We start from the raw sequence: 26,328 nt of genomic DNA on the forward strand, positions 1-26,328 counted from the left end.
TAAGTTTAGAGTTGCCCGGGAGCCTTTTCCATTTGTATATCCCGGAAGCCGTAAACTTCGGTAGATACTTCACCGAGAACTCCCGCTTGCGACTGGACGCCTGTCTGTACTTTTATGAAGTCTATATAACGTAGATTGACAGGAGTTCCGTCAGGATATATGGCATTCTTTATCTTGAAACCGTTTCCTATGGCATTGGCGTCATGATTATCTCCGTCGGAGAGGAAGTCTTCTCCATAGTTGTCGGCATATCCCCATTCGTAAGATTCGTTTCTCCAGATTCCATTATTGAGGAAGGTTCTTTCTTTAATCCGGGTGCCGCGCAGTTCATAAGAGTTTCCATTCAGCCAACCGGGGAAAGCCGGTCTCAGGTCTATAGTTCCTGTATTGCCACGGTTGTCTATCCACTGTACGGGCATATTGTAGGTCGGCGGGCGGTAGTAGGTGACGGAATAATTCTGCCAAGTGGTAGATTTGCCTGTTTCGCTGCCTTTCAGTTCGTACCACGTGTCGTCCGGCAGTCCGTTTCCGTTTTCATCCTGCATCACGTAGACTATCCCCGGCTCGGAACTTCCGTCGAAAGCATTGCCTATGATTGAGAAGTCGTATTGGCTGTTGTCGCTAGCGCTGGCATTATAAACGCTATGGTCGAACCCTACAACGATGTATCCACCCCATGCTCCCAATGAGACATAACTGACTATTTCGTTCATCCGGGTTTCGGCATAACGGCATGCTTCTGCTTCCGTCTTTCCGCTTATCTGCTGTACGAACTGTCCGGGTGCGGGCAGAAGATTATATACCGTTACTTTGCTGCTCGAACTTCCGGCTTGCGGAGCACGGTAACGGGCTGCTTCGTCCGATTGCAGGCATTCTATGGTTTGTGTAGCCTCTGCTGAAACATCGCCGTCTGTTCCCGTTACTTTCACTTTGTATTCTCCCGGTGCCGGTGGTGTAAAAGTAAAGGTTGGTTTTGTTTCGTCCAGATACGGTTTTCCGTTCACTTCCCATGCGTAAGTGGTATTCTCTGTGTTGTCCGTAATAATAGGAGCTACACAGGCAGTACGTCCTGTAGGTACGGTTTGGCGTTCGTTCTCAAAAGTAATGTTGAGTTTTCTTTCGGGGGATACCCGTATGGCAGTTGTTGCTTTTCCGAATCCGTCTTCATTCGTTACTGTAAGAGTTATACTAAACGAGCCTTCTTGTGTCGCCTCGAATGTGTACTCTTCTTTATCACCTATGACAGCGCCTTCTTCATTCGTCCACTTATAGGTGCTGCCTTCCGTGAAGTTTACGGCTGACTTGATAGTGACACTTTCTCCTACATACGTAGAATAATACTGGATTAACGATACTGACGGAATCATCTTGTCCATAACGTCTATCCGGAGTTCTTCCTGGGCACTTCCGTTTTTCGCGTCTACTCTGAAAGTAAAATACTTTTCTCCGTCTGCCGGAGATGAATAAGTGAATGAGGCGTCTGTACTGACAATCTTGCCTTTCTCGTCCTTCCATGTATATACAGGGTCGGTGGCATTATTCACAATAGGGGTGATCGTGATTTCTTTCAGTATTTTTACAGGATAAATCCCTGTACCATTGTCAAAGGTTATCACCGGCGGATTCTTAGAATCTCCTCCCGGAGTGATAACTCCTTCGTCTTCTCCGAGGTCGCGGTCATTTCCGCAAGAAGCAAGAGCGGCGATGCAGCATAGCATTAGTAACTTAGCGGTTGTTCTCCAAAATTCATTCATCATAAGTCTCTTTTTTAATTAGGTTATAATCAAGAGTAATAATGAATTTTACATGGAGCGGCAGATATCTCCGGCAAGTGTAGTTATAAAAGGAGTCTTCTCAACCGCACAAGATATGTGTTATTGAGAATAAAACTTCGAACTGCTTCCCGTATGCCGCAGGAGTAAAATTCAATCGAAAAAGGTAGGTCTTCTGACTTATTCCCTTTATTTGTAGTGCCTTCCCAGTGAAAAATCCCAGTGACAATTTACTACAAACTGTACTGCTTTTCAACAGCAGTACGGGAAAATACAGCAGCGGATACTGTTACCGATTCACACGGTATTCCCTTTTAATCTTCTATATCGTGACATCCACTAAGGAATGTAATACATAGAAGAACCAAATTCGTGACGACAAAGATAGGCATCTTTTTTACATATAATGTCTTTTGTTTGCTGTTTTTTTTTATTTCAATTTAATATATGCCAAAGATATTTAGATAGTAACAATGTAAAAAATGTTCTGTTTTTAAGATATTCTTGCAGATAACTGAAAGAAAAAAAACTGTTTTAGGAAGAAAAGTGTATTTCTTTCTGTATAAATATGCGAAATATTTCCTAGAGAGTGTATATGGAAAGAATAAGCATACATTTTTGAATGCTATAAATGATTGCTTGGTCGGTGAGTATGACGAGTTTCCTTTTAAAGGAAACCAGGGTTTCTTTTAAAGGAACGGGGTGATGCCTTAAAAGGAAGGTTTCGTTGCATGAAAATGAGCTTGTTTTTACTGTCGGATAAGGCTCTTTTATGTTAGTTACTTCTGCTTTGTTACTATTTTAAATTTGATAAAATGTGTGCAAAATGGTTCGTTTGATATGATGTATGTTTGTATTTTCTTTTTTTTTATTATATTTGATGGTTTTAGGTGTATATCTGTTTCTTTCTGATTCTTTGTAGCTCCTATTCTTTCCTATATTTGCATATTATTCTGTTGATGAGTGGAATTTCCGTAAGAAACAGATATCAGACTGTTCTTTTTTTAATATAGGGATGCTACCATTCTTTTTTCAGATTTATCATAACATTTCGGGACTCTTTTATTAACTTTGTCCGGTTTTTGAAATAAATTGAATTTAGGACTTAACTACTATATGATATGAATGTTTGTAAGTTGGTGGGACCACTTTTACTGCTGCTTTCTGTGCATACACTTTCATATGCCCAGCAGGTGAGAACTGTTCGGGGAAAAGTGCAGGCAATGGAAGCAGGTGGTAATAAGAAGCAGCCCTTGCCTTCTGCCAGTATCGTTGTTTTGGAGAAGAACGACTCTTCGTTTGTGAAAGGTGCGACGAGCGACCGAAATGGTCGGTTTACTCTCAATTATCAGTCGCAGAAGAAAAAGCAATATTTGATGAAGGTTTCTTTTATGGGGATGCAGTCGGTGTATCGTGTGCTGGGTGATTCAGCATCGGTGAATGTCGGCACGGTGGTGTTGAAGGATGAGGATATCCGGATTGATGAAGTGACAATCACGGGGAAACTGAAGGAGGTGGTGATGGAAGGGGATACGACTGTTATCAACGCTGCTGCTTATAAGACTCCCGAAGGGGCTTATCTGGAAGATTTGGTGAAGCGTGTGCCGGGACTGGAGTATAATAAGAAAGATAATTCATTGACTTACAATGGTCAGCCTATCAGCGAAATCAATGTAAACGGCGAGTCTTTTTTCTCGGGAGATAAAAAGACGGCGCTCGAAAACTTGCCGGCAAACTTGATTAGCAAGCTGAAGGTGTACGACAAGAAATCAAAAGAGGAAGAGTTTACGGGCATTAGTTCCGGGGAAAAAAAGTATGTGCTCGACCTGCAAACCAAAGAGGAACTGAACAAGACGTGGCTAACGAATGCGACGGTAGGCTATGGCAACAACAAGAAGAAGGATTTGGAAGGGCAGGTGAATTATTTCAGCAAGGACGGGCAGAATTTTTCTTTTATTGCACGTTCTACGAATCGTTATCAGAATAGTACATACAAGGATAATATCAATAATTCCGTCGGAATGAATATGACACACAAATTCGGGAAGAAGTTTACGCTGAACGGAAATGTGAATTATAATCTCAATCGGAACGGGAATATTAATTCCATGTATCAGGAACAGTATCTAAAGACCGGCAATCAGTATTCTGGGTCTGCCAATGAGGGATATTCTAAAGGTCGGTCGATAAATTCCAATTTTATGGGAAGCTGGGAAGTAGATAAGCGTACGCGCATACATTTCAACGGGAATTTCGGATTCTCTCCCAATAAGAATGTGAGTAATAGCGAGAGCGCTTCCTTCGACGCTCCGCCCGATGTGAACCATGAACGCCTGTTTGAAGACTTTGAATCTATCCCTGAAAATATAAAGGTGAACCGTAGTGAGAACCGCTCGCTTTCGGATGGAAAGTCAACTCGGTATGATTGGGGAATGGGCATTATGCGACGTCTGAATGAGAAGGGAACAACTCTGGGTTTGAATATTATGAACTCGGATTCGTGGGGCAATAATGAAAGTTTTGCGCTGTCGCAGACTACATATTTCAAACTGAAAGATAAGAATGGAAATGACTCGGTGCTTTATCGTAATCAATATCTGAAATCTCCTCAGCGGAATAATTCATGGCGGGTAGGGGTGAACTTCACTCAGCCTATCGGTAAAAAGATGCATTTCAGGGCGGCATATAGTTGGAATACCCAGTATGAACGGGATAATCGCTCTACTTACGAGTTGTCTTTATTGGAGCATCCGGGTGTTTTCGGTGAGTTACCTTCCGGTTATGAGGCCGGCTATGTGGATAGTTTGAGTAACCGGAGCCATAGCCGTAGCAATGGACACGACCTGAATGTGGGATTCAATTATTCAGATGACAACTGGATGTTCAATGCGTCGGTGGCGGTTACTCCGCAAAGACGTACCATCGACCGGAAGGTGGGGACGCTTCATGGGGATACGGCCATGAATATCATTGACTATCAGCCTATGCTTTGGGTAGGGTGGCATAAGAAGGAGAAGATGCGTATCAACTTCAGTTATGACGGCAGGACACGGCAGCCTTCCCTGTCGGATTTGATGCCGCTGACAGATAATAGTAATCCGTTGTATATCACGCGTGGAAATCCGGATTTGAAGCAGATGTTTATTCACAATATCCGTTTGAACTTTCAGTATCCTTCGAAGGGTATTTCGGCCAATGCGGGATGGCAGACAGAGCAGAACAGTGTGACGCATGTGATGCTTTATGATGTCCAGACCGGCGGACGGGAGACGTATCCCGTGAATATAAACGGTAACTGGAATACGTATGGAAGTGCGAACTGGTGGAAGCGTTGGGGACATTTCTCTTTAAAGCTGAATTCAGCGGGAAGGTATAGTAATCGTGTCAGTATGGTGAACGAGGACAGGAATGTGCAGCCGGAGAAGAGTACGACACGTGATACCGGATTGAACTGTGAGGTACAGGCGGGTTATCAGCCTACCTGGGGCGGACTTGAGCTTACCACTTCCTGGGACTATCAGTATTCGCTCAATTCTCTGAATGATAATGATAACTATACGCGTTATTATAATTTCCGTTTTGACGGTTATGTGGATTTCCCTTTCGGTTTGCAGTTGCGCACGGATGCGGCATATCTGTTGCGTAGCGGTACGAATATCAAGAAAGGCGAAGATAATGAGATTGTGTGGAATGCGACTGCTACCTGGCGGTTTCTGAAGGAAAAGAAGGCAGAGTTGTCGGCTCATTGGTCGGATATTTTGGGTAAAAGGAAAAGTTATGGGCGTACAGCTACTTCTGACGGTTTTTATGAGTATCGTACGCAGGAAATTAAAGGATATTTCATCGTAACTTTCAAATATAACTTTCGTCTGATGATGTGAGTTTTCGAAAAAAGTCGTATGTTTGCTGCCAAACCATAAAACAAAATGTACTATGAGCGGTAATTATGTAATTAACATCGGTCGACAATTGGGTAGCGGCGGCAGAGAAATCGGAGAGAAGTTGGCAGCTCGTTTAGGAATCGACTTCTACGATAAAGAACTGATTAATCTGGCTTCCGAAGAAAGCGGCCTGTGTAAGGAATTCTTTGAAAAAGCGGACGAGAAAGCTTCACAAGGTATTATTGGTGGATTGTTCGGTATGCGTTTCCCGTTTATCAGTGAAGGGGCGATGCCATGTACGAATTGTTTGAGTAATGATGCTTTGTTTAAGGTGCAGAGTGATGTGATTCGTCGTTTGGCGGCAGAGAAGTCCTGTGTGTTTGTGGGGCGTTGTGCGGATTATATCCTGCGCGAACATCCGCGTTGTGCCAATGTCTTTATCTCGGCTTCCAAAGAAGACCGTATCGGAAGGATATGCCAGATTCATCAAGTGAATGAAGAAGCTGCGGAAGAGATTCTCGAAAAAGCGGACAAGAGACGTTCGGAATATTATAATTATTATAGTTATAAGACGTGGGGAGCAGCGGCTACTTATCATTTGTGTGTGGACTCTTCTTCATTGGGAGTGGAAGAAACCGTACGGTTTGTGGAAGAGTTTGTGGTGAAGAAATTGGAGCTGATACTATAAGACGATAGACAGTACAAAACAATAGTGATATATAAAATGAATAAAGCCGGCTTAATTCTGTAGAAGAATATAGCCGGCTTTACTGCTTATATGCTAAGCTCGATTTACATCATGGTCAATAATATCATCTGTCCCGTCAGAATACGGAGGAACATGGATAATGGATAAACGGTAGAATATCCTACCGCAGGGGCATCGCTTGATGTTATTTGATTGGAATAGGCCAATGCGGGCGGGTCGGTGTTACTACCGGCTATCAATCCCATCAGAGTAAAGTAGTTGACTTTGCAATACAACCTTGCGATAGCGCCAATAATAAGCAACGGAATGACCGTGATAAGGAAACCACAACCTACGTACAATAGTCCGTCACCTTCAACAACCGTTTGCACGAAGTTGGCACCGGCATCTATACCGACACTGGCAAGGAAGAGTACAATACCGATTTCACGAAGCATCAAGTTGGCACTCATTGTCGTGTAAGTCACCAGATGGAGTTTATGACCGAAACGTCCGATAAGAATAGCTACTACCAACGGACCACCGGCCAATCCTAATTTCAAAGGAGTCGGCATACCGGGGAATGCAATAGGAAGACTACCCAAAAGGATACCTAAGAAAATACCAACAAAGATAGTCACAATATTCGGTGTATCCAGACGCTTCAACTGATTACCCAGTACACCTGCCACACGTTCCACCGCATCTTGCTGACCTACCACCATCACGCGGTCACCCACTTGAAGAATCAGATTCGGGTCGGCAAACAAGTCCATACCAGAACGGTTGATACGAGTTACATTTACACCATACATACTGCGGAAGTGCATAGAACCCAACGTCTTTCCGTTGATTTCCGGTTTAGTAACCAGGATACGGCGGGAAACCATCGGAAGGTCTTGTTTTTCCCAGTCTATGTTCACCTCTTTACCTATAAATACAGTAATAGAGGCAGCGTCATCTTCTGAGCAGACGATAAACAACTGGTCGCCTACATTAAAAATGGTTTCATGGTTCGGAATACTTACGTGACCTTCGTGACGGATACGGGAGCAGACAAATTGGCGTCCCAGGAAATTTTTAACTTCCAACAATGTCTTTCCGTTGATAGACTCATTACGCACTTCAAGGCTCAACATGTGAGGCATTAAATGTGCGTCTCCGCTCTGCGTTTTCAGGCTTTCTTCTTCCTTCGTCATATTGACACGGAAGATGTAGCGGATAGCGATGATAGAACCGATGATACCTACCACACCGAGCGGATATGCGCAGGCATAACCCAGCGCAATCTGCGGGCCGTTGTAGCTCAACTGGTTCAGTGCCTCATTGGCGGCACCGAGTCCCGGAGTGTTCGTCACAGCTCCGTAGAGGATACCTACCATCATCGGCAGTTCTACACGACCGTTCCACAGGAAGTAAAGCCCCAGCGCAACGGCAATATTTAACACTACGATGCCTACAGCCAACAGGTTCAATGTCATCCCCCCCTTCTTGAAAGAAGAGAAGAAAGACGGCCCCACCTGAAGACCGATACAGAATACGAACAAAATCAATCCGAACTCACGGATGAAATGTAGGATGTGTGTATCGGCCGTGAAGCCGAAATGTCCCATCAGGATGCCGGCAAACAAAACAAATGTGACGCCCAAAGATACTCCGAATATCTTTATCTTGCCGAGATACACGCCCGCTGCCACTACAAAAGCGTAGAGGAAAACGATATGTGCCACGGAACTGGGGTCCCACAATAAACTTTGTAACCAATCCATAATATAGCAGTTTTTATAATGTCTTTTTCAAAACGGGTGCAAAATTACTTATAACATTGATGTAAATCAAGTATTTCTCCTCTTTTATTTTCTAGATCAGATGTCCGACATTCTGCAAGCGGACTGTGCGAATTTTCTATAAAAAAGAGCTTTGTTTTAACTTATTAGTTATATTTGCAAGTCGAACAACAGACATTTGGAAAGAGACAGATAAAAATAAAGACAATATTAATTCTTGTTTTAATTTTAGATAAACTATGGCAGACAAAAAAGAAAAACTCTTCTCAGACTTTTCTCCTGTCTCCACCGAACAATGGATGGAGAAGGTTACAGCCGACTTGAAAGGTGCTGATTTTGAGAAGAAGCTCGTTTGGAAAACAAACGAAGGGTTCAAAGTGAAACCTTTCTACCGGATGGAAGACTTGGAAGGTTTGAAAACTACTGATGCACTTCCCGGAGAATTCCCTTATCTGAGAGGAACTAAAAAAGACAACAATGAGTGGCTGGTTCGCCAGGAAATCAAGGTGGAATGCCCTAAAGAAGCCAATGCGAAAGCACTGGATATTCTGAACAAGGGTGTTGACTCACTTTCTTTCCATGTGAAGGCGAAAGAACTCAGTGCGGAATATCTTGAGACTCTGTTGAATGATATTCAGGCTGAGTGTGTAGAGCTTAACTTCTCTACTTGCCAGGGACATGTTGTTGAACTGGCTAATCTGCTGGTAGCTTATTTCCAGAAGAAAGATTATGATGTGAAGAAACTGAAAGGTTCCATCAACTATGATTTCTTCAACAAGATGCTGACCCGCGGTAAGGAAAAGGGCGATATGGTGCAAACTGCCAAAGCTCTGATTGAAGCTATCCAACCGCTTCCTTTCTATCGCGTATTGAATGTAAACGCTTTATCCCTGAATAACGCAGGTGCTTATATTTCCCAGGAACTGGGGTATGCATTGGCTTGGGGTAATGAATACATGAACCAACTGACCGAGGCCGGTGTTCCTGCCGCTATCGTAGCCAAGAAAATCAAATTCAACTTCGGTATCAGTTCCAACTACTTCCTTGAAATTGCAAAATTCCGTGCCGCACGCCTGCTTTGGGCGAATATCGTAGCTTCCTACAACCCTGAATGTGTGCGCGATTGCGATAACAAAGGTGCTAACGGTGAATGCCGTTGCGCAGCTAAAATGGCGGTTCATGCCGAAACTTCTACTTTCAATCTGACTTTGTTTGATGCACACGTGAACTTGCTTCGTACACAAACGGAAGCGATGAGTGCCGCATTAGGTGGTGTAGATTCTATGACAGTGACTCCGTTTGACAAGACATACGAGACTCCGGATGAATTCTCCGAACGTCTTGCCCGTAACCAACAACTGCTGTTGAAAGAAGAGTCTCATTTTGATAAAGTGATCGACCCGGCTGCCGGTTCATATTATATTGAAAACTTGACTGTATCTATCGCTAAGCAAGCCTGGGAATTGTTCTTGTCAGTAGAAGAAGCTGGTGGTTTCTATGCTGCATTGAAAGCGGGAACCGTTCAGGCTGCCGTGAACGAAAGTAATAAGGCTCGTCATAAAGCGGTGGCTCAGCGTCGTGAAGTGTTGTTGGGTACCAACCAGTTCCCGAACTTCAACGAGAAAGCAGGAGACAAGCAACCGGCAGAAGCGAAATGCTGCTGTGGCGGTGATTCTCATACTTGCGAAAAAGATGTGGATACATTAGTATTCGACCGTGCTGCCAGCGAATTTGAAGCACTCCGTCTTGAAACGGAAGCATCCGGTAAACGTCCGAAAGCATTCATGTTGACTATCGGTAACCTGGCAATGCGTCAGGCACGTGCACAATATTCTTGCAACTTCTTGGCTTGTGCCGGCTATGAAGTGGTTGATAACCTCGGATTTGAAACAGTGGAAGCCGGAGTGGAAGCTGCTATGGCTGCGAAAGCTGACATTGTCGTTATCTGCTCCAGCGACGATGAATATGCGGAATATGCAATTCCTGCATTCAAGGCATTGAATGGTCGTGCCATGTTTATCGTTGCCGGTGCTCCTGCCTGCATGGACGAACTGAAGGCAGCGGGTATCGAAAACTTCATCCATGTCCGTGTCAACGTACTGGATACCTTGAAAGAGTTTAACGCCAAACTATTGAAGTAAGATGAGAAAAGATTTTAAAAACTTAGATATATATGCCGCATTTCAGCCTGCCAACGGTGCTGAATGGCAAAAGGCTAACGGTATCTCCGCTGACTGGAAAACACCGGAACACATTGAAGTGAAGCCTGTTTATACAAAAGAAGACCTCGAAGGAATGGAACACCTCGGCTATGCTGCCGGACTTCCGCCTTATCTGCGTGGCCCGTATTCAGTAATGTACACGCTCCGTCCCTGGACTATTCGCCAGTATGCCGGATTCTCTACTGCCGAAGAATCAAATGCATTCTATCGCCGTAACCTGGCTTCCGGTCAGAAAGGTCTGTCGGTTGCATTCGACCTGGCTACTCACCGCGGTTATGACCCCGACCACGAACGTGTTGTGGGTGATGTAGGCAAGGCAGGTGTATCTATCTGTTCCTTGGAAAACATGAAAGTACTGTTCGACGGTATTCCTTTGAACAAGATGTCCGTGTCTATGACAATGAACGGTGCGGTGCTTCCGATTATGGCATTCTACATCAATGCCGGACTGGAACAAGGTGCCAAGTTGGAAGAAATGGCAGGTACTATCCAGAACGATATTCTGAAAGAATTCATGGTGCGTAACACCTATATTTATCCGCCTGCATTCTCAATGAAGATTATTTCCGACATCTTTGAATATACTTCACAGAAGATGCCGAAGTTCAACTCTATCTCTATCTCCGGTTACCACATGCAGGAAGCAGGTGCTACGGCAGACATCGAGTTGGCTTACACACTGGCTGACGGTCTCGAATATCTTCGTGCCGGAACTGCCGCAGGCATTGATATCGATGCGTTTGCTCCGCGTCTGTCTTTCTTCTGGGCAATCGGTACAAATCACTTTATGGAAATCGCCAAGATGCGTGCCGCACGTATGTTGTGGGCAAAGATTGTGAAACAATTCAATCCGAAGAACCCGAAATCACTGGCATTGCGTACTCACTCACAGACTTCCGGCTGGTCACTGACCGAACAAGACCCGTTCAACAATGTGGGACGTACTTGTATCGAAGCAATGGCCGCCGCTTTGGGACATACACAATCCCTGCATACCAATGCACTGGATGAGGCTATCGCCCTGCCGACGGACTTCTCCGCACGTATTGCACGTAATACTCAGATTTATATTCAGGAGGAAACTTACATTTGCAAGAACGTTGACCCATGGGGTGGTTCTTATTATGTAGAATCTCTGACTAACGAACTGGCACACAAGGCCTGGGAACTTATCGAGGAAGTAGAAAAACTGGGTGGTATGGCGAAAGCTATCGAAACCGGTATTCCTAAGATGCGTATCGAAGAAGCTGCCGCACGTACACAGGCCCGTATCGACAGCGGTCAGCAGACTATTGTCGGCGTGAACAAGTATCGTTTGGAAAAAGAAGCTCCGATTGACATTCTTGAGATTGATAATACAGCGGTTCGTCTTGAACAGATTGAAAACCTGAACCGTTTGAAAGAAGGACGCAATCAGGCAGAGGTGGACAAGGCATTGGCTGCTATTACCGAATGTGTGAAGACCGGCAAGGGTAACTTGTTGGAACTGGCTGTGGAAGCGGCTCATGTCCGCGCTACATTGGGTGAGATTTCATCTGCTTGCGAACAGATTGTAGGACGTTATAAAGCAATAATTAGAACTATATCAGGCGTGTATTCATCAGAAAGTAAAAACGACAGCGACTTCAAACGTGCTTGTGAACTGGCTGAGAAGTTTGCGAAGAAAGAGGGACGTCAACCTCGTATCATGGTTGCCAAAATGGGACAGGACGGTCACGACCGCGGTGCTAAAGTGGTAGCGACCGGTTATGCGGATTGTGGTTTCGATGTGGATATGGGACCTCTGTTCCAGACTCCTGCGGAAGCAGCTCGCGAAGCGGTAGAAAACGACGTTCATGTAGTAGGTGTTTCTTCACTGGCTGCCGGACACAAGACATTGGTTCCGCAGATTATTGAAGAGTTGAAGAAACTGGGTCGTGAAGACATTGTGGTGATTGCCGGTGGTGTTATCCCTGCACAAGATTATGATTTCTTGTATAAGGCAGGTGTAGCCGCTATCTTCGGCCCGGGCACTCCGGTGGCGAAAGCTGCTTGTCAGATTTTGGAAATTCTTATGGATGAAGAATAAAGCAATCAACAGGTTGTATAAGCCGTAAAATGAGATTTTAAAAAGGGTCAGTTGCTGACCCTTTTTTTGTATTTTATTATTGAAATATCTCCTTTTGGGGATTTTATAAAAAGTACCTCAAATTTGATTTATTGAAAAAATATTCATAATATTGTCATCACTTTGTTAACTATATGGCCGTACCTTTGCGCGTAAAATTCTAAACTATGGTAGATTTCATGGATGATAAACAATTATTGGGGGAACTGAAAAGAGGCAATAATGCGGCTTTTGAGTTTCTGTTCAAGAGTTATTATCCTCGTTTGCGAGGGTATGCTATTCGTTTTATTGAAGATGAAGAAACAATTCGCGATATTATTCAGGAGTGTTTCTTGCGATTTTGGGAACGTCGCGAAATGTTATCTGCTGTTTCACTCACTTCTCTTCTTTTTTCTATGGTCCGTAACGGATGCCTGAATTATTTGAAACATCGCTCGATTGTTGAAAAGTACCGGGTGGAGTATCTGGCAAAGCTGGACGGAGAAGAAAGGCTCTACTACGCAGACTTTATGCAGGATGCGGAACATAAATTATTATACAATGAATTGCAGGAACAGATTGCTCTTGTTCTCAATCAGTTGCCGGACAGGTCGCGTGAGATTTTTTTGTTAAGTCGTTTCAGGGGATTGAAGAACAGGGAAATCGCGGAAAAACTACAAATATCCACTACGGCGGTCGAAAAACATATTGCAAGAGCTTTGCAGTATTTTTCCCGGCATTTCAGCGAACATTATCCGGTAGACCTATATATAGTGATATTGGCATGGCTGATGATGGAGCATAAGTGATTAAGACGCTCTTTAAGCATATAAAGAATAAGAAGCAGGAAAGTTTTTTCTGCTTTTTTTGTTTCGGGGGTTGGGTAAATGAAATATGGGTTGTTACATCTTATAGAAAGTGAATATAATGAAGCAAGAAGAAAATATTCGGGAATTGGCTATTCAGTACTTTGAAGGACGTATATCAAGAGCTGACGAAAGAACCCTGTTTGAAAGTCTCGAACAGGCGGAAGACGGCTATGGCAGATTCCGTCAGTGGGAGAAAGAATGGATGAACAACCGGGTGTCCGATTCGCAGACCAATGCCGAATGGGAAGCATTGAAGCATAAGATATATACGCAGGAAGCTATTGTCCCATTATTGAAGAAACCGAAACTGAATATATGGAAGATAGCCCGTATCGCTGCTGTGGTAGCATTGATTGTCGGTTCTACACTGGGTATCCGGCAGGCTGTTTACCTGTTTGCACCGAAAACCTTCTTTGTCTGCGAGGCTCCGTTGGGGGATAAAAGTAAAGTACAGCTCTCGGATGGTACTATCGTATGGCTGAATTCAGGTTCCGTATTGAGATATTCGAATCATTTCAATACTGCCGACCGGGTTGTGGAACTGGAAGGAGAGGGATATTTTGAAGTAACCAGGCAGAATGGAAAGAAATTTACGGTAAAAACACAGGAATATGATGTGGTGGTGAAAGGTACAAAGTTTAATGTATCCGCCTACCCGGATGATTCTTATATAACGACTACCTTGCAGGAAGGAGTGGTAGAGTTGAATTATAAGGAAGAACAAATACGGATGTCGCCGGGAGAATCCATTTCTTTGGATTTGCAGACAGGGCAGTTGAAGGGAAAGAAAGTCAATGCATGGCAGGCGATGGCATGGGCGGAAGACAGAATCGAATATGATGACATCACATTGGGAGAGATGGTGAAGAAACTTTCCCGTCAGTACGATGTGCGTATTCAGTTGGGGTCGGAGAAGCTGGGTGACATGAAGTTCCGTGTTTCATTACGCAATAAAGAGACAATCGTGGATGTAATGGACGCGCTTAAAGAAATCATACCTATCAAAGTAGAATATAAGGAAAAGGATATATATATAAGATAAGAACTCAATGTTTAATTGTAAAGAAATCAAGTATGAATATTACTCAAATAGGCAGATTGGGGATGCTGTTGATGATGGCATCTGTTGCAATCTCGTGTTCTGACCCTAATCCTTTAGATTCTTATACTCGTGTTCCATTTGAAAAGACGGAAACGGATGACGGAAATAATGATGGTGACGGAGACGGTGCCGGCGGTTTGTTCGAGAAAGGAAACGGAACGGACAGCAAACCTTATGTGATTATGAATGGGACGCAGATTAAGAATATGCGCAGTGTGCTGAAATCGGGAATAAAAGTTTATTTCCAATTGGGTGCTGACATTGATATGGCAGGTATTGATGACTGGCAATCGCTGAATGGCTCAGGGGATTTTCCTTATGAGATAGATTTTGACGGAGACAGCCATGTCATTAAAAACTTTAAATGCTCTGCCGGTGATTATCCGAGTTTCTTCGGAGTATTGTGCGGTGATTGTCGTAATGTAGGCTTTGTTGACGCTTCTGTATCGTCTACTCGGCAAGGCATTGGAATTATCACCGGTTATCTCGGACTTAAAGACAAGGGAAATGGCAGTAAGACGGGAAGAATTGTGAATTGCTTTACGACCGGGGAAGTGACAGGTTCAGGTGCGGCAGGTGGAATAGCCGGCGTATTGGCAAATAGCTATGATGGACAGGAAAGTTATATAAAGAACTGTTATTCAAGTGCAACCGTCAACGACCAAGCGGCAAGCGGCGGAAAAGCAGGTGGTATTGCCGGACGGAAAGTTGGTGTGGGTGGCTTTATTGAGAACTGCTATGCATACGGAGCAGTCAGTGCAACCAAAGGGGGCATAGGCGGTATTTTGGGACAAATCGACAAGAATTGTGATATTGCTATCAAGAACTGTGTAGCGTGGAGTAATCTGACCGGAACAGATGCTTCGTCAACCGTAGGGCGTATTGTCGGTGTCTCTGCTTCTTTGGGCAGCTATGAGAACTGTTATGCTTGTGAAAGCATCATACTGAAAGTGAACGGAGGTACGATTACCGCGTCAGATGAATCATCAGCCACAGGAACGACATTTCACGGAGTTGCAAAGACTGTCGATGAACTGGGAAATATTATCGTAGCTTGGAATCCGAATCTTTGGAAAAAAGGAATGGACGGTTACCCGGCATTCCAGTGGGCTGAGAAATGAGCACCGGTCGATACAAAAAAGCAGATTATTTCTGCTTTTTTGTATTTATAGGGGTTGGGCAGATGGATGATGAGTTGTTTTATCTTATAGAAGCGGTTCTGAGAAACACTACAATCGAATATATATATCCTTAAATATAAATCACTTTAAATTGTAACAACTTAATTGATAAAATTATGAATGACCGAAGAAACTCATTTTTTAGGCTGTTTCTCCTGATTCTGTTATGTATGGGCGTCCAGTCACTTGGGGCGCAGACGGTAACGAAGGTCTTTAAAAATGAGCCGCTAAAGGCGGTATTGAAAGAAGTTGAGCGGCAGACAAAGTACTCCATTATCTATAAAACGGACGAGGTTAACGAAAACAAGAAAATAACGGCTTCCTTTCAACAGGCAACCGTTAACAATGTGCTTGCCGCTGTTTTGGATAAAGATGTAGAGTACAAGCTGCAAAACCGGATGATTATCATCACGAAGAAGACGGTACGAAATATCGCTGCCGCCCCGTCACAGTCTTTACACCGGGTTACGGGGAAAGTAGTCGATGTGAATGGTGAGCCGGTAATCGGTGCCAGTGTACAGGTGGTAGGACAGTCTATGGGAACGATTACGAATTTGGATGGTGAATTTACATTGTCGTCCGTTCCGGTCAATGCGGTAGTAGTAGTGTCCTATATCGGATTTGAGAAGAAGGAAATCAAAGTCTCCGAGTTGCAGAAATCTTCGAGAGTGATGCTCCGTGAGGATACAGCGACGTTGGAAGAAGTGGTAGTCGTTGGTTATGGCACTCAAAAGAAAATCAACCTGACGGGGGCTGTTGCTGTAGTAGATAGTAAAACGATGGAAGACAGGCCTGTACCGAGAGCTTCGCAGATGCTGCAAGGAACAGTACCTAATATGAATGTAACCTTCGGTTCAGGTTATCCGGGGGCTTCGGCAACCATCAATATCCGTGGTGTCAATTCTATTAGCGGCAACGCGTCGCCGCTGGTTCTGATTGACGGTATAGAGGGAGACATCGACCGCTTGAACCCGAATGACATCGCATCCATTTCAGTGCTGAAAGATGCTTCTTCGGCTGCCATTTACGGTGCGCGTGCCTCTTATGGTGTTATCCTTGTGACTACTAAAGAAGGTTCTGCCCGTAAGACTACCGTATCGTATGATGGAAGATATTCATGGAGCAATCAGACGACTTCTACCGATTTTGAAACCAGAGGCTATTATTCGGCAGGTATCAATGACTTGTTTTATACCAACTATAATGGAAAGCCTTATACTAACTACACAGAAGAAGACTACCGCCAGCTCTGGCTGCGCCGGAATGATAAAACGGAGAATCCGGAACGTCCCTGGGTAGTGACCGACCAACGCGATGGAAGAGACACATACGTCTATTACGGTAACTTTGACTGGTATAATTATCTCTATCGTAAAAACAGGCCGATGTGGGAACATAATATCAGTGTCAGCGGGGGAAATGACAAACTGAACTATTACTTGTCAGGAAATACAGTCGACCAGACAGGTATTTTCAGGCAGAACCCGGACAAGTATAAGGTGTATAACTTCAGAAGCAAAATCTCGGCTAAAATAACCCCGAGACTGACTATCAGCAATAATACGAAGTACCATTACAATAGTTACTCTTATCCGGGATTATCGGGTATCAATAACAACTTCAATACCGCAGTGAATCATGCGTTGGCCAGCTTCGTTCCTGTCAATCCTGACGGTAGTGCCGTATATCTGACTTCATTGAGCAATTCTGCTGTTTTGGATGGGATGGGTGCTATCCTTGCTTATGGCAAGCATAAGAATGAAGACCAACGCTATGAGTTCTCCACCACTTTTGAGGCAAGCTTCAACGTGATGAAGAACCTGAATGTCCGTGCCAATTACAGTTACCTGCATTACAACTACCAGACCATGAACAGGACGGTGAATGTGCCCTATTCCAAATATCCGGGTGAAATATCTTATCTGACTACCGGAAACGGCGTGAACCAGTTGAAAGAAACACAAACCAATCATTGGTACCAGGCTTTCAATGTTTATGGTGACTACATGTTGGATATTGCCGACCACCAATTTAAGATTATGGCTGGTTATAACTATGAAACCAAACGTTTGAAAGATATTAAAGTCTCCCGCCAAGGCTTGCTTTCCGATGACCTGAATGACTTGAACCTGGCAGTAGGAGATGCGATGACTATGTCCGGCGGACAGAATGAATACGCACTTTTAGGAGCATTTTATCGTCTTAATTACTCCTACAAGGGTGGTCGTTACTTATTCGAGACGAGCGGGCGTTATGACGGAAGTTCCCGATTCAGAAGCGGACACCGATTCGGTTTCTTCCCCTCGGCTTCCGTAGGATGGAGAATCAGTGAAGAACCGTTTTTCGGAAACTTGAAGAAGAATATTGATAATGTGAAATTGCGTCTGTCGTACGGTTCGTTGGGAAACCAGCAGGTAGGATATTATGATTATATCCAGACCATTAACACCAACGGCACCATGAACTATATCTTTGGCGACCAGAAGAAAGGTTCCTATGCCAGTGTTTCCGACCCGAACTCTGCAGACTTGACTTGGGAAACTGTCTCAACCTGGAATGTGGGACTGGATCTCGGTTTCTTCAATAACCGTTTGAATCTGACTGCCGATGCCTATATCAGAGATACCAAAGGGATGCAAACTTCCGGCAAGAAATTGCCCGGTGCTTATGGGGCTAATGAGCCCAAGCAAAATGCAGCCAATCTGCGTACTAAAGGCTGGGAATTGATGTTGACCTGGAACGATGCCTTCAAACTGGCAAACAAGCCTTTCCGCTATAACCTGTCCGTAGGTCTGGCAGACAACACATCGGAAATAACAAAATTCGATAATCCGTCCAAGATATTGAGTGATTATTATGTCGGTCAGAAACTGGGTGATATTTGGGGATATGTGGTAGACGGACTTTTCAGAACAGATGAAGAAGCGGCAAGCTATAATGTCGACCAGTCGGCTGTGAACTTCGTCATCAACACGGCACAGGTGAATCCGGGACTTCATGCCGGTGACATGAAATTCGTCGATTTGGACGGCGACCATAAAATTTCTTCCGGTTCGAATACGGCGGATGACCCCGGCGACCGGAAAATAATCGGAAACTCATTGCCGCGCTATACATATAGCATTCAAGGTGGTTTCGACTGGTACGGCTTCGACTTCTCCATCTATCTTCAGGGGGTAGGGCATCAGGATTGGTATCCGGGCACGAATTCCGTATTCTTCTGGGGACCGTATGCACGTCCGTATTCATCATTCATTCCCCGTGATTTCTTGAGTAATGTGTGGAGCCCGGAAAATCCGGATGCTTATTTCCCGCGTCCGATAGGTTATCTTGCTTTGGGCAACAACCGTTCCTTGGGAGTGGTGAACGACCGTTATTTGCAGAACCTGGCTTATTGCAGGGTGAAGAATATAACAGTAGGCTATACGATTCCCGCCGTATGGACAAAGAAAGTGAAGATAGAACGCCTGCATATCTATTTCAGTGGCGAGAACCTGTTTACCTTCTCTCCGCTAAAGAGCGATTACATTGACCCGGAACAAGCTTCGGCGGAGAACTCTATTAAATCTGCGAATGGTAACGCTAAACTGTATCCTTGGTCGAAAACCTATTCTTTCGGAGTGAACGTAACTTTTTAAACTAAATAATATTCTGAATTATGAAACCTGTTTATATAGTATCTTGGTTGCTCGCATTGGCGGTATCTTTCGTTTCTTGCGACGATTGGTTGGATAAGACGCCCAAAGACCGTCTCTATCCGGATGTATATTTCAAGACTGAGGATGAGTTGCGGTTGTTTACGAACCAGTTTTATAATAACTTGATTCCGGCTGCCGCCGATATCTATTCCGAATCATCCGATTTAATTGTCAAGTCCGATTTGATGCTCGAAATGTCCGGGCAGCGTATCATCCCCGACGAGGGTAACGGCTGGAATTTTACTGCACTTCGGGATATTAATTTCTATTTACAGTATTCCCACAACTGCACGGATGTGAATGCCCGTAACCGCTATGATGGTGTCGCCCGTTTTTTCAGAGCTTATTTCTATTTTGAGAAAGTGAAGAGGTACGGTGACATTCCCTGGTATGACAAAGCACTTGATTCGGACGACCCGGATTTATATAAAGCCCGGGATTCACGGGAATTCGTCATGCAGAAAATGTTGGCCGACCTGGATTTTGCGATTACCCATCTTCCGAAAACAAAAAATGCATATATACTGACCCGGTGGACAGCCTTGGCACTGAAATCCCGTGTCTGTCTGTTCGAGGGGACTTTCCGTAAATATCATGGATTAGAGGATTATGAGAAATATTTGGACGCTTGTGTCTCGGCGTCCGAAACATTTATGAATGAAAGCGGATATACGCTCTATAAATCGGGCAGCACACCTTATAGGGATTTATTCGCTTCCATGAATTTGCAAGCGGATGAAATCATTTTCGGTCGCGACTATGAAGCCTCTCTTTCCGTGCTTCATAATGTGCAGAATTATGAGAATGCCACCACGATGGGGCGTCCGGGGTTAAATAAGAAGATTGTGAATTCTTATCTGATGGCGGACGGAAGCCGTTTCACGGATAAAGCCGGTTATGAAACAATGACTTTCGACCAGGAATGTCAGAATCGGGACCCGCGACTGGCACAAACTATCCGTACTCCCGGATATACGAGAATAGGAAGTACAAAGAAAGAGGCTCCGAACCTTGCCTACACAATGACGGGGTATCACTTGATAAAATATTCGATGACAGCTAATTATGATGAATATAATAAGTCATGCAATGATATTCCACTGTTCCGTACGGCAGAGGTGTACTTGAATTTTGCAGAAGCAAAAGCCGAATTGGGAACTTTGAAGCAGGCGGATATTAATAAATCCATCAAGTTACTCAGAGACAGGGTAGGGATGGGGAATCTGGATATGGAACTGGCTAATTCAAAACCGGATCCGTACCTGATGAGTGCTGCCACAGGTTATCCGAATGTGAAAGGAGCCAACCAGGGGGTAATTCTTGAAATTCGTCGTGAACGGACTATCGAACTGGCGATGGAAGGTTTCCGCTATTACGACATCATGCGTTGGAAAGAAGGGAAATTATTCGAGAACGACTTGCTGGGAATCTATATCCCCGGTCCGGGCACTTACGATTTGGATCAGGACGGTACGGATGATGTCTGTTTCTATGTTGGAACGAAACCTGCCGGAAATGTACCTTTGTATTTGGAGATTGGCGAACAGATTCGCTTGTCGAACGGCGAGAGTGGTTATATCATTTGTCACAGTCTCATTACTAAAAAATGGAATGAAGACAGAGATTATTTATACCCTGTTCCTATCAGCGAACGTACTTTGTCCAATGGTGTGGTAACACAGAATCCCGGTTGGAATGACGGATTGAACTTTAATTAATTAGATTCAGAAATATAAATTCTTATGAAAAATATGATTTCTTATATATGTCTTCTGGCAGCAGTGTTTGCCAACTTGTCCTGTGCCGATGACATGGACAACTCCAAGTTTGATAATATGATACCCTATGGTAAGCAGGAGATTTCTTATACTTACCCGAAAGGAGAGGATAATCTCAGAGTACTGACTTTTAACATAAGGCATTGCGCCGGTAGCGATGATGTGATTAATTATGACAGAACTGCAGCTATTATCAATGGGATGGAGCCTGATATTGTTTGCTTGCAGGAAGTGGACTATATGACTACCCGCAGTAATAAAGTCGACCAGTTGAAAACCTTGGCGGATAAAACAGGAATGAACCACTATTTCAGCAAGTCAATCACCTATCAGGGAGGTGAATACGGAAACGGTCTTTTATTTAAAGGAACACCGGTCAGTACGCGGACTTATCCGCTTCCCGGTGCCGAACTTCGTTCTGCTGCCATAGCCGAATTTGAGAACTATGTAGTTATCTCCACGCACCTGGCTCTGGAAGAAAATAACAGAATAGAGTCTGCGAAGTTATTGACACAGCTTGCCAAAGAATACAAAAAGGTAGTGTATATGGCAGGCGACTTTAATGAAGACTTGATGAACGGGGCATTTTTTACGGAGTTGAAAAAGGAATGGAATGTAGTTAGTTCTACGGAAAATACTTTCCCTACGGGGCAATCTACCAAGCGCATCGACTTTGTTGTGGCATTGAAGAGTCCTGCAACGAGTGTGGTGAAATCGAATGTCGTGTATAATCTGGACGGTGTTAACGTTTCGATGGCTTCCGACCATTATCCTCTTTATTGTGATTTCCGTAAGGTGACGGCACTCGAAGAATTTCCGAAAGCCGCGGGAGATTTACGCATAGCTAATTACTTCACGAAAAACTGTGCCGGTACGGACGGAATTATTGACTATGATCGCATCGCTGCTGTTATAAATAAAATGAATTCCGATATTATCTGCTTGCAGGGACTGGATAAGGAGACGGAGCGCTCAAGCGGCATAGACCAGTTGAATACATTGGCGCAAAAGAGTAATATGCATGATTATTTTGCTAAAGCGATTGATTACAAGGGCGGGGAGTTTGGCGTAGGTATATTGACGAAAGACGAACCAATCAGTGTGGACAGATATCAGATGCCGGGAAAGAGTGAGATGCGTGCGGCAATGGTAGTGGAATATGAGAAATTTGTGGTAGCCAGTACGAATTTTGATACGGATATGGCTAAACGTATCGAGGCGCTTCAGACATTGCATACGAAGTTGTCCGCTTATAACAAGCCGGCATTCTTGGCTGGCTATTTCAATGAAGGCAATTTGGAAAGCGACTTCTTCAAGAAAGTAAAGGAAGACTGGAATCTTCTTAGTGCGGACAAGTCGACTGAAAACGGTGGAAAACAGCGTCGTCTGGACTTTATTGTATCTTTGAAAGACCATGGCGTTACTGTGACGCAAGCCGACGTGATGGAATATCTGACCGGAGCCGACGTTGCGACCGCTTCTTCACACTATCCTCTCTTCTGTGACTTCACAGGTTTGAAATAAAATGATTAGGTGCGGAATGCTATATGGATACTAATTGACTAAAATGTAATAATCCCGTTTTTTCACTCCAGATAGAATGAAGAAACGGGATGTTATTTTGCTCGTATCCTCATTATGAGTGCTTTACTTTGGTAGGAGTAACATATTCTGCAGAATATTGTTCTTTTAGACAAATATTCGTGTAACTTTGCAAACTGATAGTATAAAAACAAGAGGAGAAAGAATGATAGTTTGCATAGCCGAAAAACCATCTGTAGCACGTGATATAGCCGAAGTACTCGGTGCTCATACAAGAAAAGAAGGATATATAGAAGGAAACGGATACCAGGTGACCTGGACATTCGGGCATCTATGTACTTTGAAAGAGCCCCATGAATACACGCCTAATTGGAAATCGTGGAGTTTGGGCAGCTTACCGATGATTCCCCCGCGTTTCGGTATCAAGCTGATTGGGCATGACCCGGGTATTGAGAAACAGTTTCATATTATCGAGCAGTTGATGCAGAATGCGGATGAGATTATCAATTGCGGTGATGCCGGTCAGGAAGGAGAATTGATTCAGCGTTGGGTGATGCAGAAGGCTGGAGCACGCTGTCCGGTGAAGCGACTGTGGATTTCTTCTTTGACGGAAGAAGCTATTCGTGAAGGTTTTTCCAAGTTGAAAGACCAGTCTGATTTTCAGTCGTTGTATGAGGCGGGACTTTCTCGTGCAATAGGTGACTGGTTGTTGGGAATGAACGCCACCCGTCTTTATACGATTAAGTACGGTCAAAACAAGCAGGTGCTCTCTATCGGTCGTGTGCAAACGCCTACTCTGGCACTGATTGTCAACCGCCAACTGGAGATTGCCAACTTCACGCCCAAGCAATATTGGGAATTGAAGACAAACTATCGTGATACCACTTTCTCCGCCCTTATCCGCAAAAGTGATGAAGAAATCGCTGCCGAAGAAGAGAAGAACGGCGGAAAAAAGAAAATAGACAATCCGGGCATCGACCCCATCGCCAATCGTGAGGAAGGCGAAGCCTTGGTAGAACGTATCAAAGACCTGCCGTTTGTAGTCACCAGTGTCGGCAAGAAAGACGGAAAGGAATACGCTCCGCGTTTGTTCGACTTGACTTCCCTTCAGGTAGAATGTAACAAGAAATTTGCCTACTCTGCCGATGAGACACTGAAACTTATCCAGTCTCTCTACGAAAAGAAAGTCGCTACTTATCCGCGTGTCGATACAACTTTCCTGAGTGACGATATTTATCCGAAATGCCCCGGCATATTGAAAGGACTCCGTGACTACGAAATATTGACTGCCCCTTTGAACGGCTCTACACTGCCTAAATCGAAGAAAGTATTCGATAACTCGAAAGTGACAGACCACCATGCCATCATCCCTACCGGAGTGTACGCTCAAAACCTGACCGATATGGAACGCCGTGTCTACGACCTGATAGCCCGCCGTTTTATAGCCGTGTTCTACCCTGACTGTAAGATTTCTACCACCACCGTGATGGGCGAAGTAGACAAAATAGAATTTAAAGTAACCGGTAAGCAAATCTTGGAACCGGGCTGGCGTGTCGTATTCGCCAAAGACGTGAAGGACTCCACCGAAGAGAAAGAGGACGAGGACGAAAATGTTCTCCCTGCCTTTGTGAAAGGGGAGAGCGGCCCTCACATCCCTGACTTGAACGAGAAATGGACGCAACCGCCAAGACCTTTCACGGAAGCGACTTTGCTCCGTGCAATGGAAACCGCCGGAAAACTGGTGGATAATGACGAACTTCGTGATGCCTTGAAAGAGAACGGTATCGGGCGACCGTCTACCCGTGCCGCTATTATAGAAACCTTGTTCAAACGGAATTATATCCGCAAGGAGAGAAAGAACCTGATTGCCACCCCGACAGGAGTGGAACTGGTACAAATTATCCATGAAGAACTCTTGAAATCTGCCGAACTGACAGGTATTTGGGAAAAGAAGCTCCGCGAAATAGAAAAGAAAACCTATGATGCCCGCCAATTCCTCGAAGAACTGAAGCAAATGGTTTCGGAAGTTGTGATGAGTGTACTGTCTGATAATACGAATCGTCGTATTACTATTCAAGACGCAGTAGCTGCCCAGGCTGAAGAGAAAGCAAAGAAAGAACCGAAGAAACGTGAACGGAAACCAAGTGCTCCAAAAGAAAAGAAACCGAAGTCCGAAACAAAGGTGACAGAAAGTACAAAAGTTGAAACACCGCCGGCTACTGTATCTGCTTCGATAGCCTCTTCGGTTGATAATCCGGATGCATTAGTAGGACAACCTTGCCCGCTTTGCGGCAAAGGAACAATCATAAAAGGCAAGACAGCTTACGGATGTTCGGAATGGAGGAACGGATGTGCTTACCGGAAGAATTTTGAATAAAATTCGGTTGCTCCTTTCTCTGTCAGTTTTATCCATATACTTAGATATCAGTCTCTTATAGTTTCTTGTAGTTTCTATTACAGGAAACTCTCGTTTCTCTACGAGGGAACGCCCGTTTCCCTACGGGGATACAGTCGTTTCTCTACGAGGATACTGGCGTTTCCTTATGGGAAACGGACATTATCATCAAGGCTCTTGAAATTAACTCCTTATCTCGGGCGTATTGGCAAAAAAGAACGAGGTGGAGCAATGGTAGGGCCACCGCTGTAATCACCACCACCGTGTTTGTCAAATATGACATTGCGTAGTACTTCGTACAGAACTCCGCCTACATCCAGACCAAGTTTGAAATTATTCTTGAAGCGATAGGTGGGAATAACAACAGGAACTGTCTCCCAACGTCCTCTCATAGCATCGTAATAACGTTGTACTCCCATCTCCATATTGAAGCGGTCGGACATATCGATGGACATGGTAGCTCCATAACTGTGAGTACTCATTCCGTAAGAATTGCCGATGTCATATGAGCCGAATACCTTGAAAGCAACACGGTCGGAAGCGTGATAGAGCAGAGCGCCCGAAGTGCTGAATGCCTGTCCGGTGAAATGCATCATGTTTATTTTCATTGCATTAGCCTGAAGTTGTAATTCAAACCTGTCATTGAAGATGTGCTGATAACCCAACGAAGCATTGTTGAAAAGTCCGATGCCCGGCACACTCGTTTGCTTGCCCGAGCCGAATACTGCTCCGTGAGGGAATTGCATTAATATGCCGCTTGTATTGTAATCACCTTTGAAGAGTGGAGAAGGATTTATCTGATAAGGCAGATAGATTTCTCCTTTATGTGAAAAATCGGGTGGAAAGTAAAACAGCTGTTTGGACAAATTCGGAGAAGAAGTGTCCTTGAACTTTGAAGGCGGGAACAAATCAGGCGTGGCATATTGAAACAAATCAGGTGTAGCATGTTGAAACAATATACCTTCCGGTTGTTTTAGCAAATCATTACGAATAATGCGGGTACTGTCAATCCCTTCCTGTGCAGAGAGCAACTGCGGAATGGAAGACAGCAGAAGGAGCAAACCCAGGAAAATTGGAAACCGTGAAATGCTAATCTTTTGTTTCATACGCATTTGTCCTCTTCTTATAGTTTAGTAAATTCTTCTACCCACAAAAATAACGAAAGGAGAGTGGAATAACAAATAGTAAACAGCATTTCCTTCCAACGACAAGTTTTTTTAACTTGATGAACCTTGGAATAACCAAAGAAGTCCTCGGATAAATCCTTTATTTTCATTAAATTCGTCTTTCTTTCAGGCAATATTCACCAGGCAGTTGTTATTTATAG

General features: G+C 44.2%; 14 protein-coding genes and 1 riboswitch. Of the genes, 11 read left to right on the forward strand and 3 right to left on the reverse strand.

Annotated elements, in window-relative coordinates; all coding sequences use genetic code 11:
- Nucleotides 1–5: 5 nt before the first annotated feature.
- Nucleotides 6–1,757 carry a PKD-like domain-containing protein gene (locus BQ7997_RS05550; protein WP_083589172.1) on the reverse strand — a complete coding sequence of 584 codons (1,752 nt, stop codon included), beginning with the start codon at nt 1,755–1,757 and terminating at the stop codon, nt 6–8.
- A 163-nt stretch (nt 1,758–1,920) separates the two neighbouring features.
- A riboswitch (cobalamin riboswitch) is annotated at nt 1,921–2,128 on the reverse strand.
- Nucleotides 2,129–2,893: 765 nt separating this feature from the next.
- Between BQ7997_RS05550 and BQ7997_RS05560 the strand changes: the two genes are divergently transcribed.
- On the forward strand, nt 2,894–5,653 hold the full coding sequence (locus tag BQ7997_RS05560; RefSeq protein WP_073344357.1) for an outer membrane beta-barrel protein: 2,760 nt from the start codon (nt 2,894–2,896) through the stop codon (nt 5,651–5,653).
- A gap of 52 nt (nt 5,654–5,705) precedes the next feature.
- Nucleotides 5,706–6,341, forward strand: coding sequence for a cytidylate kinase-like family protein (locus tag BQ7997_RS05565; protein WP_073344359.1), 636 nt, complete (start codon nt 5,706–5,708; stop codon nt 6,339–6,341).
- A gap of 104 nt (nt 6,342–6,445) precedes the next feature.
- Here BQ7997_RS05565 and BQ7997_RS05570 read toward each other — a convergent pair whose 3' ends face one another.
- Nucleotides 6,446–8,110, reverse strand: a complete 1,665-nt coding sequence (locus BQ7997_RS05570) for a putative transporter (RefSeq protein ID WP_073344361.1) — start codon at nt 8,108–8,110, stop codon at nt 6,446–6,448.
- A 257-nt stretch (nt 8,111–8,367) separates the two neighbouring features.
- Here BQ7997_RS05570 and mutA point away from each other — a divergent pair, with 257 nt between their 5' ends.
- The 9 genes from mutA to BQ7997_RS05615 all read left to right on the forward strand — a co-directional run bounded on the left by mutA (nt 8,368) and on the right by BQ7997_RS05615 (nt 24,983).
- On the forward strand, nt 8,368–10,269 hold the full coding sequence (gene mutA / locus BQ7997_RS05575; protein ID WP_022139705.1) for a methylmalonyl-CoA mutase small subunit: 1,902 nt from the start codon (nt 8,368–8,370) through the stop codon (nt 10,267–10,269).
- Nucleotide 10,270: 1 nt separating this feature from the next.
- Nucleotides 10,271–12,418: a methylmalonyl-CoA mutase gene (scpA, locus tag BQ7997_RS05580; protein WP_073344362.1), complete on the forward strand. Its 2,148-nt coding sequence runs from the start codon at nt 10,271–10,273 to the stop codon at nt 12,416–12,418.
- A 206-nt stretch (nt 12,419–12,624) separates the two neighbouring features.
- Nucleotides 12,625–13,245, forward strand: coding sequence for an RNA polymerase sigma-70 factor (locus BQ7997_RS05585; protein ID WP_073344365.1), 621 nt, complete (start codon nt 12,625–12,627; stop codon nt 13,243–13,245).
- Between the two features lie 118 nt (nt 13,246–13,363).
- On the forward strand, nt 13,364–14,347 hold the full coding sequence (locus BQ7997_RS05590) for a FecR family protein (protein WP_073344368.1): 984 nt from the start codon (nt 13,364–13,366) through the stop codon (nt 14,345–14,347).
- Nucleotides 14,348–14,379: 32 nt separating this feature from the next.
- On the forward strand, nt 14,380–15,528 hold the full coding sequence (locus BQ7997_RS05595) for a peptidase M26 (protein WP_073344370.1): 1,149 nt from the start codon (nt 14,380–14,382) through the stop codon (nt 15,526–15,528).
- Nucleotides 15,529–15,704: 176 nt separating this feature from the next.
- Nucleotides 15,705–19,226, forward strand: a complete 3,522-nt coding sequence (locus BQ7997_RS05600; protein ID WP_073344374.1) for a SusC/RagA family TonB-linked outer membrane protein — start codon at nt 15,705–15,707, stop codon at nt 19,224–19,226.
- Nucleotides 19,227–19,246: 20 nt separating this feature from the next.
- Nucleotides 19,247–21,004, forward strand: a complete 1,758-nt coding sequence (locus tag BQ7997_RS05605; RefSeq protein ID WP_073344377.1) for a RagB/SusD family nutrient uptake outer membrane protein — start codon at nt 19,247–19,249, stop codon at nt 21,002–21,004.
- A gap of 24 nt (nt 21,005–21,028) precedes the next feature.
- Entirely contained in the window at nt 21,029–22,588 is a 1,560-nt protein-coding gene (locus BQ7997_RS05610; protein ID WP_073344379.1) for an endonuclease/exonuclease/phosphatase family protein, read from the forward strand.
- Between the two features lie 223 nt (nt 22,589–22,811).
- Nucleotides 22,812–24,983, forward strand: a complete 2,172-nt coding sequence (locus tag BQ7997_RS05615) for a DNA topoisomerase 3 (protein ID WP_073344381.1) — start codon at nt 22,812–22,814, stop codon at nt 24,981–24,983.
- Between the two features lie 209 nt (nt 24,984–25,192).
- Here BQ7997_RS05615 and BQ7997_RS05620 read toward each other — a convergent pair whose 3' ends face one another.
- Entirely contained in the window at nt 25,193–26,113 is a 921-nt protein-coding gene (locus BQ7997_RS05620; RefSeq protein WP_097677746.1) for a hypothetical protein, read from the reverse strand.
- Nucleotides 26,114–26,328: the final 215 nt, after the last annotated feature.

Origin of the sequence: Bacteroides congonensis (assembly GCF_900130125.1) — a bacterium.
In the GTDB taxonomy this organism is placed as follows: Bacteria; Bacteroidota; Bacteroidia; order Bacteroidales; family Bacteroidaceae; genus Bacteroides; species Bacteroides congonensis.

What these genes read in the sequence shown, in the direction of transcription:
- BQ7997_RS05595 (WP_073344370.1), top strand. Translation starts at nt 14,380, where the DNA reads ATGAATATTACTCAAATAGGCAGATTGGGGATGCTGTTGATGATGGCA.
- scpA (WP_073344362.1), top strand. Translation starts at nt 10,271, where the DNA reads ATGAGAAAAGATTTTAAAAACTTAGATATATATGCCGCATTTCAGCCT.
- BQ7997_RS05610 (WP_073344379.1), top strand. Translation starts at nt 21,029, where the DNA reads ATGAAAAATATGATTTCTTATATATGTCTTCTGGCAGCAGTGTTTGCC.
- mutA (WP_022139705.1), top strand. Translation starts at nt 8,368, where the DNA reads ATGGCAGACAAAAAAGAAAAACTCTTCTCAGACTTTTCTCCTGTCTCC.
- BQ7997_RS05615 (WP_073344381.1), top strand. Translation starts at nt 22,812, where the DNA reads ATGATAGTTTGCATAGCCGAAAAACCATCTGTAGCACGTGATATAGCC.
- BQ7997_RS05600 (WP_073344374.1), top strand. Translation starts at nt 15,705, where the DNA reads ATGAATGACCGAAGAAACTCATTTTTTAGGCTGTTTCTCCTGATTCTG.
- BQ7997_RS05605 (WP_073344377.1), top strand. Translation starts at nt 19,247, where the DNA reads ATGAAACCTGTTTATATAGTATCTTGGTTGCTCGCATTGGCGGTATCT.
- BQ7997_RS05585 (WP_073344365.1), top strand. Translation starts at nt 12,625, where the DNA reads ATGGTAGATTTCATGGATGATAAACAATTATTGGGGGAACTGAAAAGA.
- BQ7997_RS05550 (WP_083589172.1), bottom strand. Translation starts at nt 1,757, where the DNA reads ATGATGAATGAATTTTGGAGAACAACCGCTAAGTTACTAATGCTATGC.
- BQ7997_RS05560 (WP_073344357.1), top strand. Translation starts at nt 2,894, where the DNA reads ATGAATGTTTGTAAGTTGGTGGGACCACTTTTACTGCTGCTTTCTGTG.
- BQ7997_RS05565 (WP_073344359.1), top strand. Translation starts at nt 5,706, where the DNA reads ATGAGCGGTAATTATGTAATTAACATCGGTCGACAATTGGGTAGCGGC.
- BQ7997_RS05590 (WP_073344368.1), top strand. Translation starts at nt 13,364, where the DNA reads ATGAAGCAAGAAGAAAATATTCGGGAATTGGCTATTCAGTACTTTGAA.
- BQ7997_RS05570 (WP_073344361.1), bottom strand. Translation starts at nt 8,110, where the DNA reads ATGGATTGGTTACAAAGTTTATTGTGGGACCCCAGTTCCGTGGCACAT.
- BQ7997_RS05620 (WP_097677746.1), bottom strand. Translation starts at nt 26,113, where the DNA reads ATGCGTATGAAACAAAAGATTAGCATTTCACGGTTTCCAATTTTCCTG.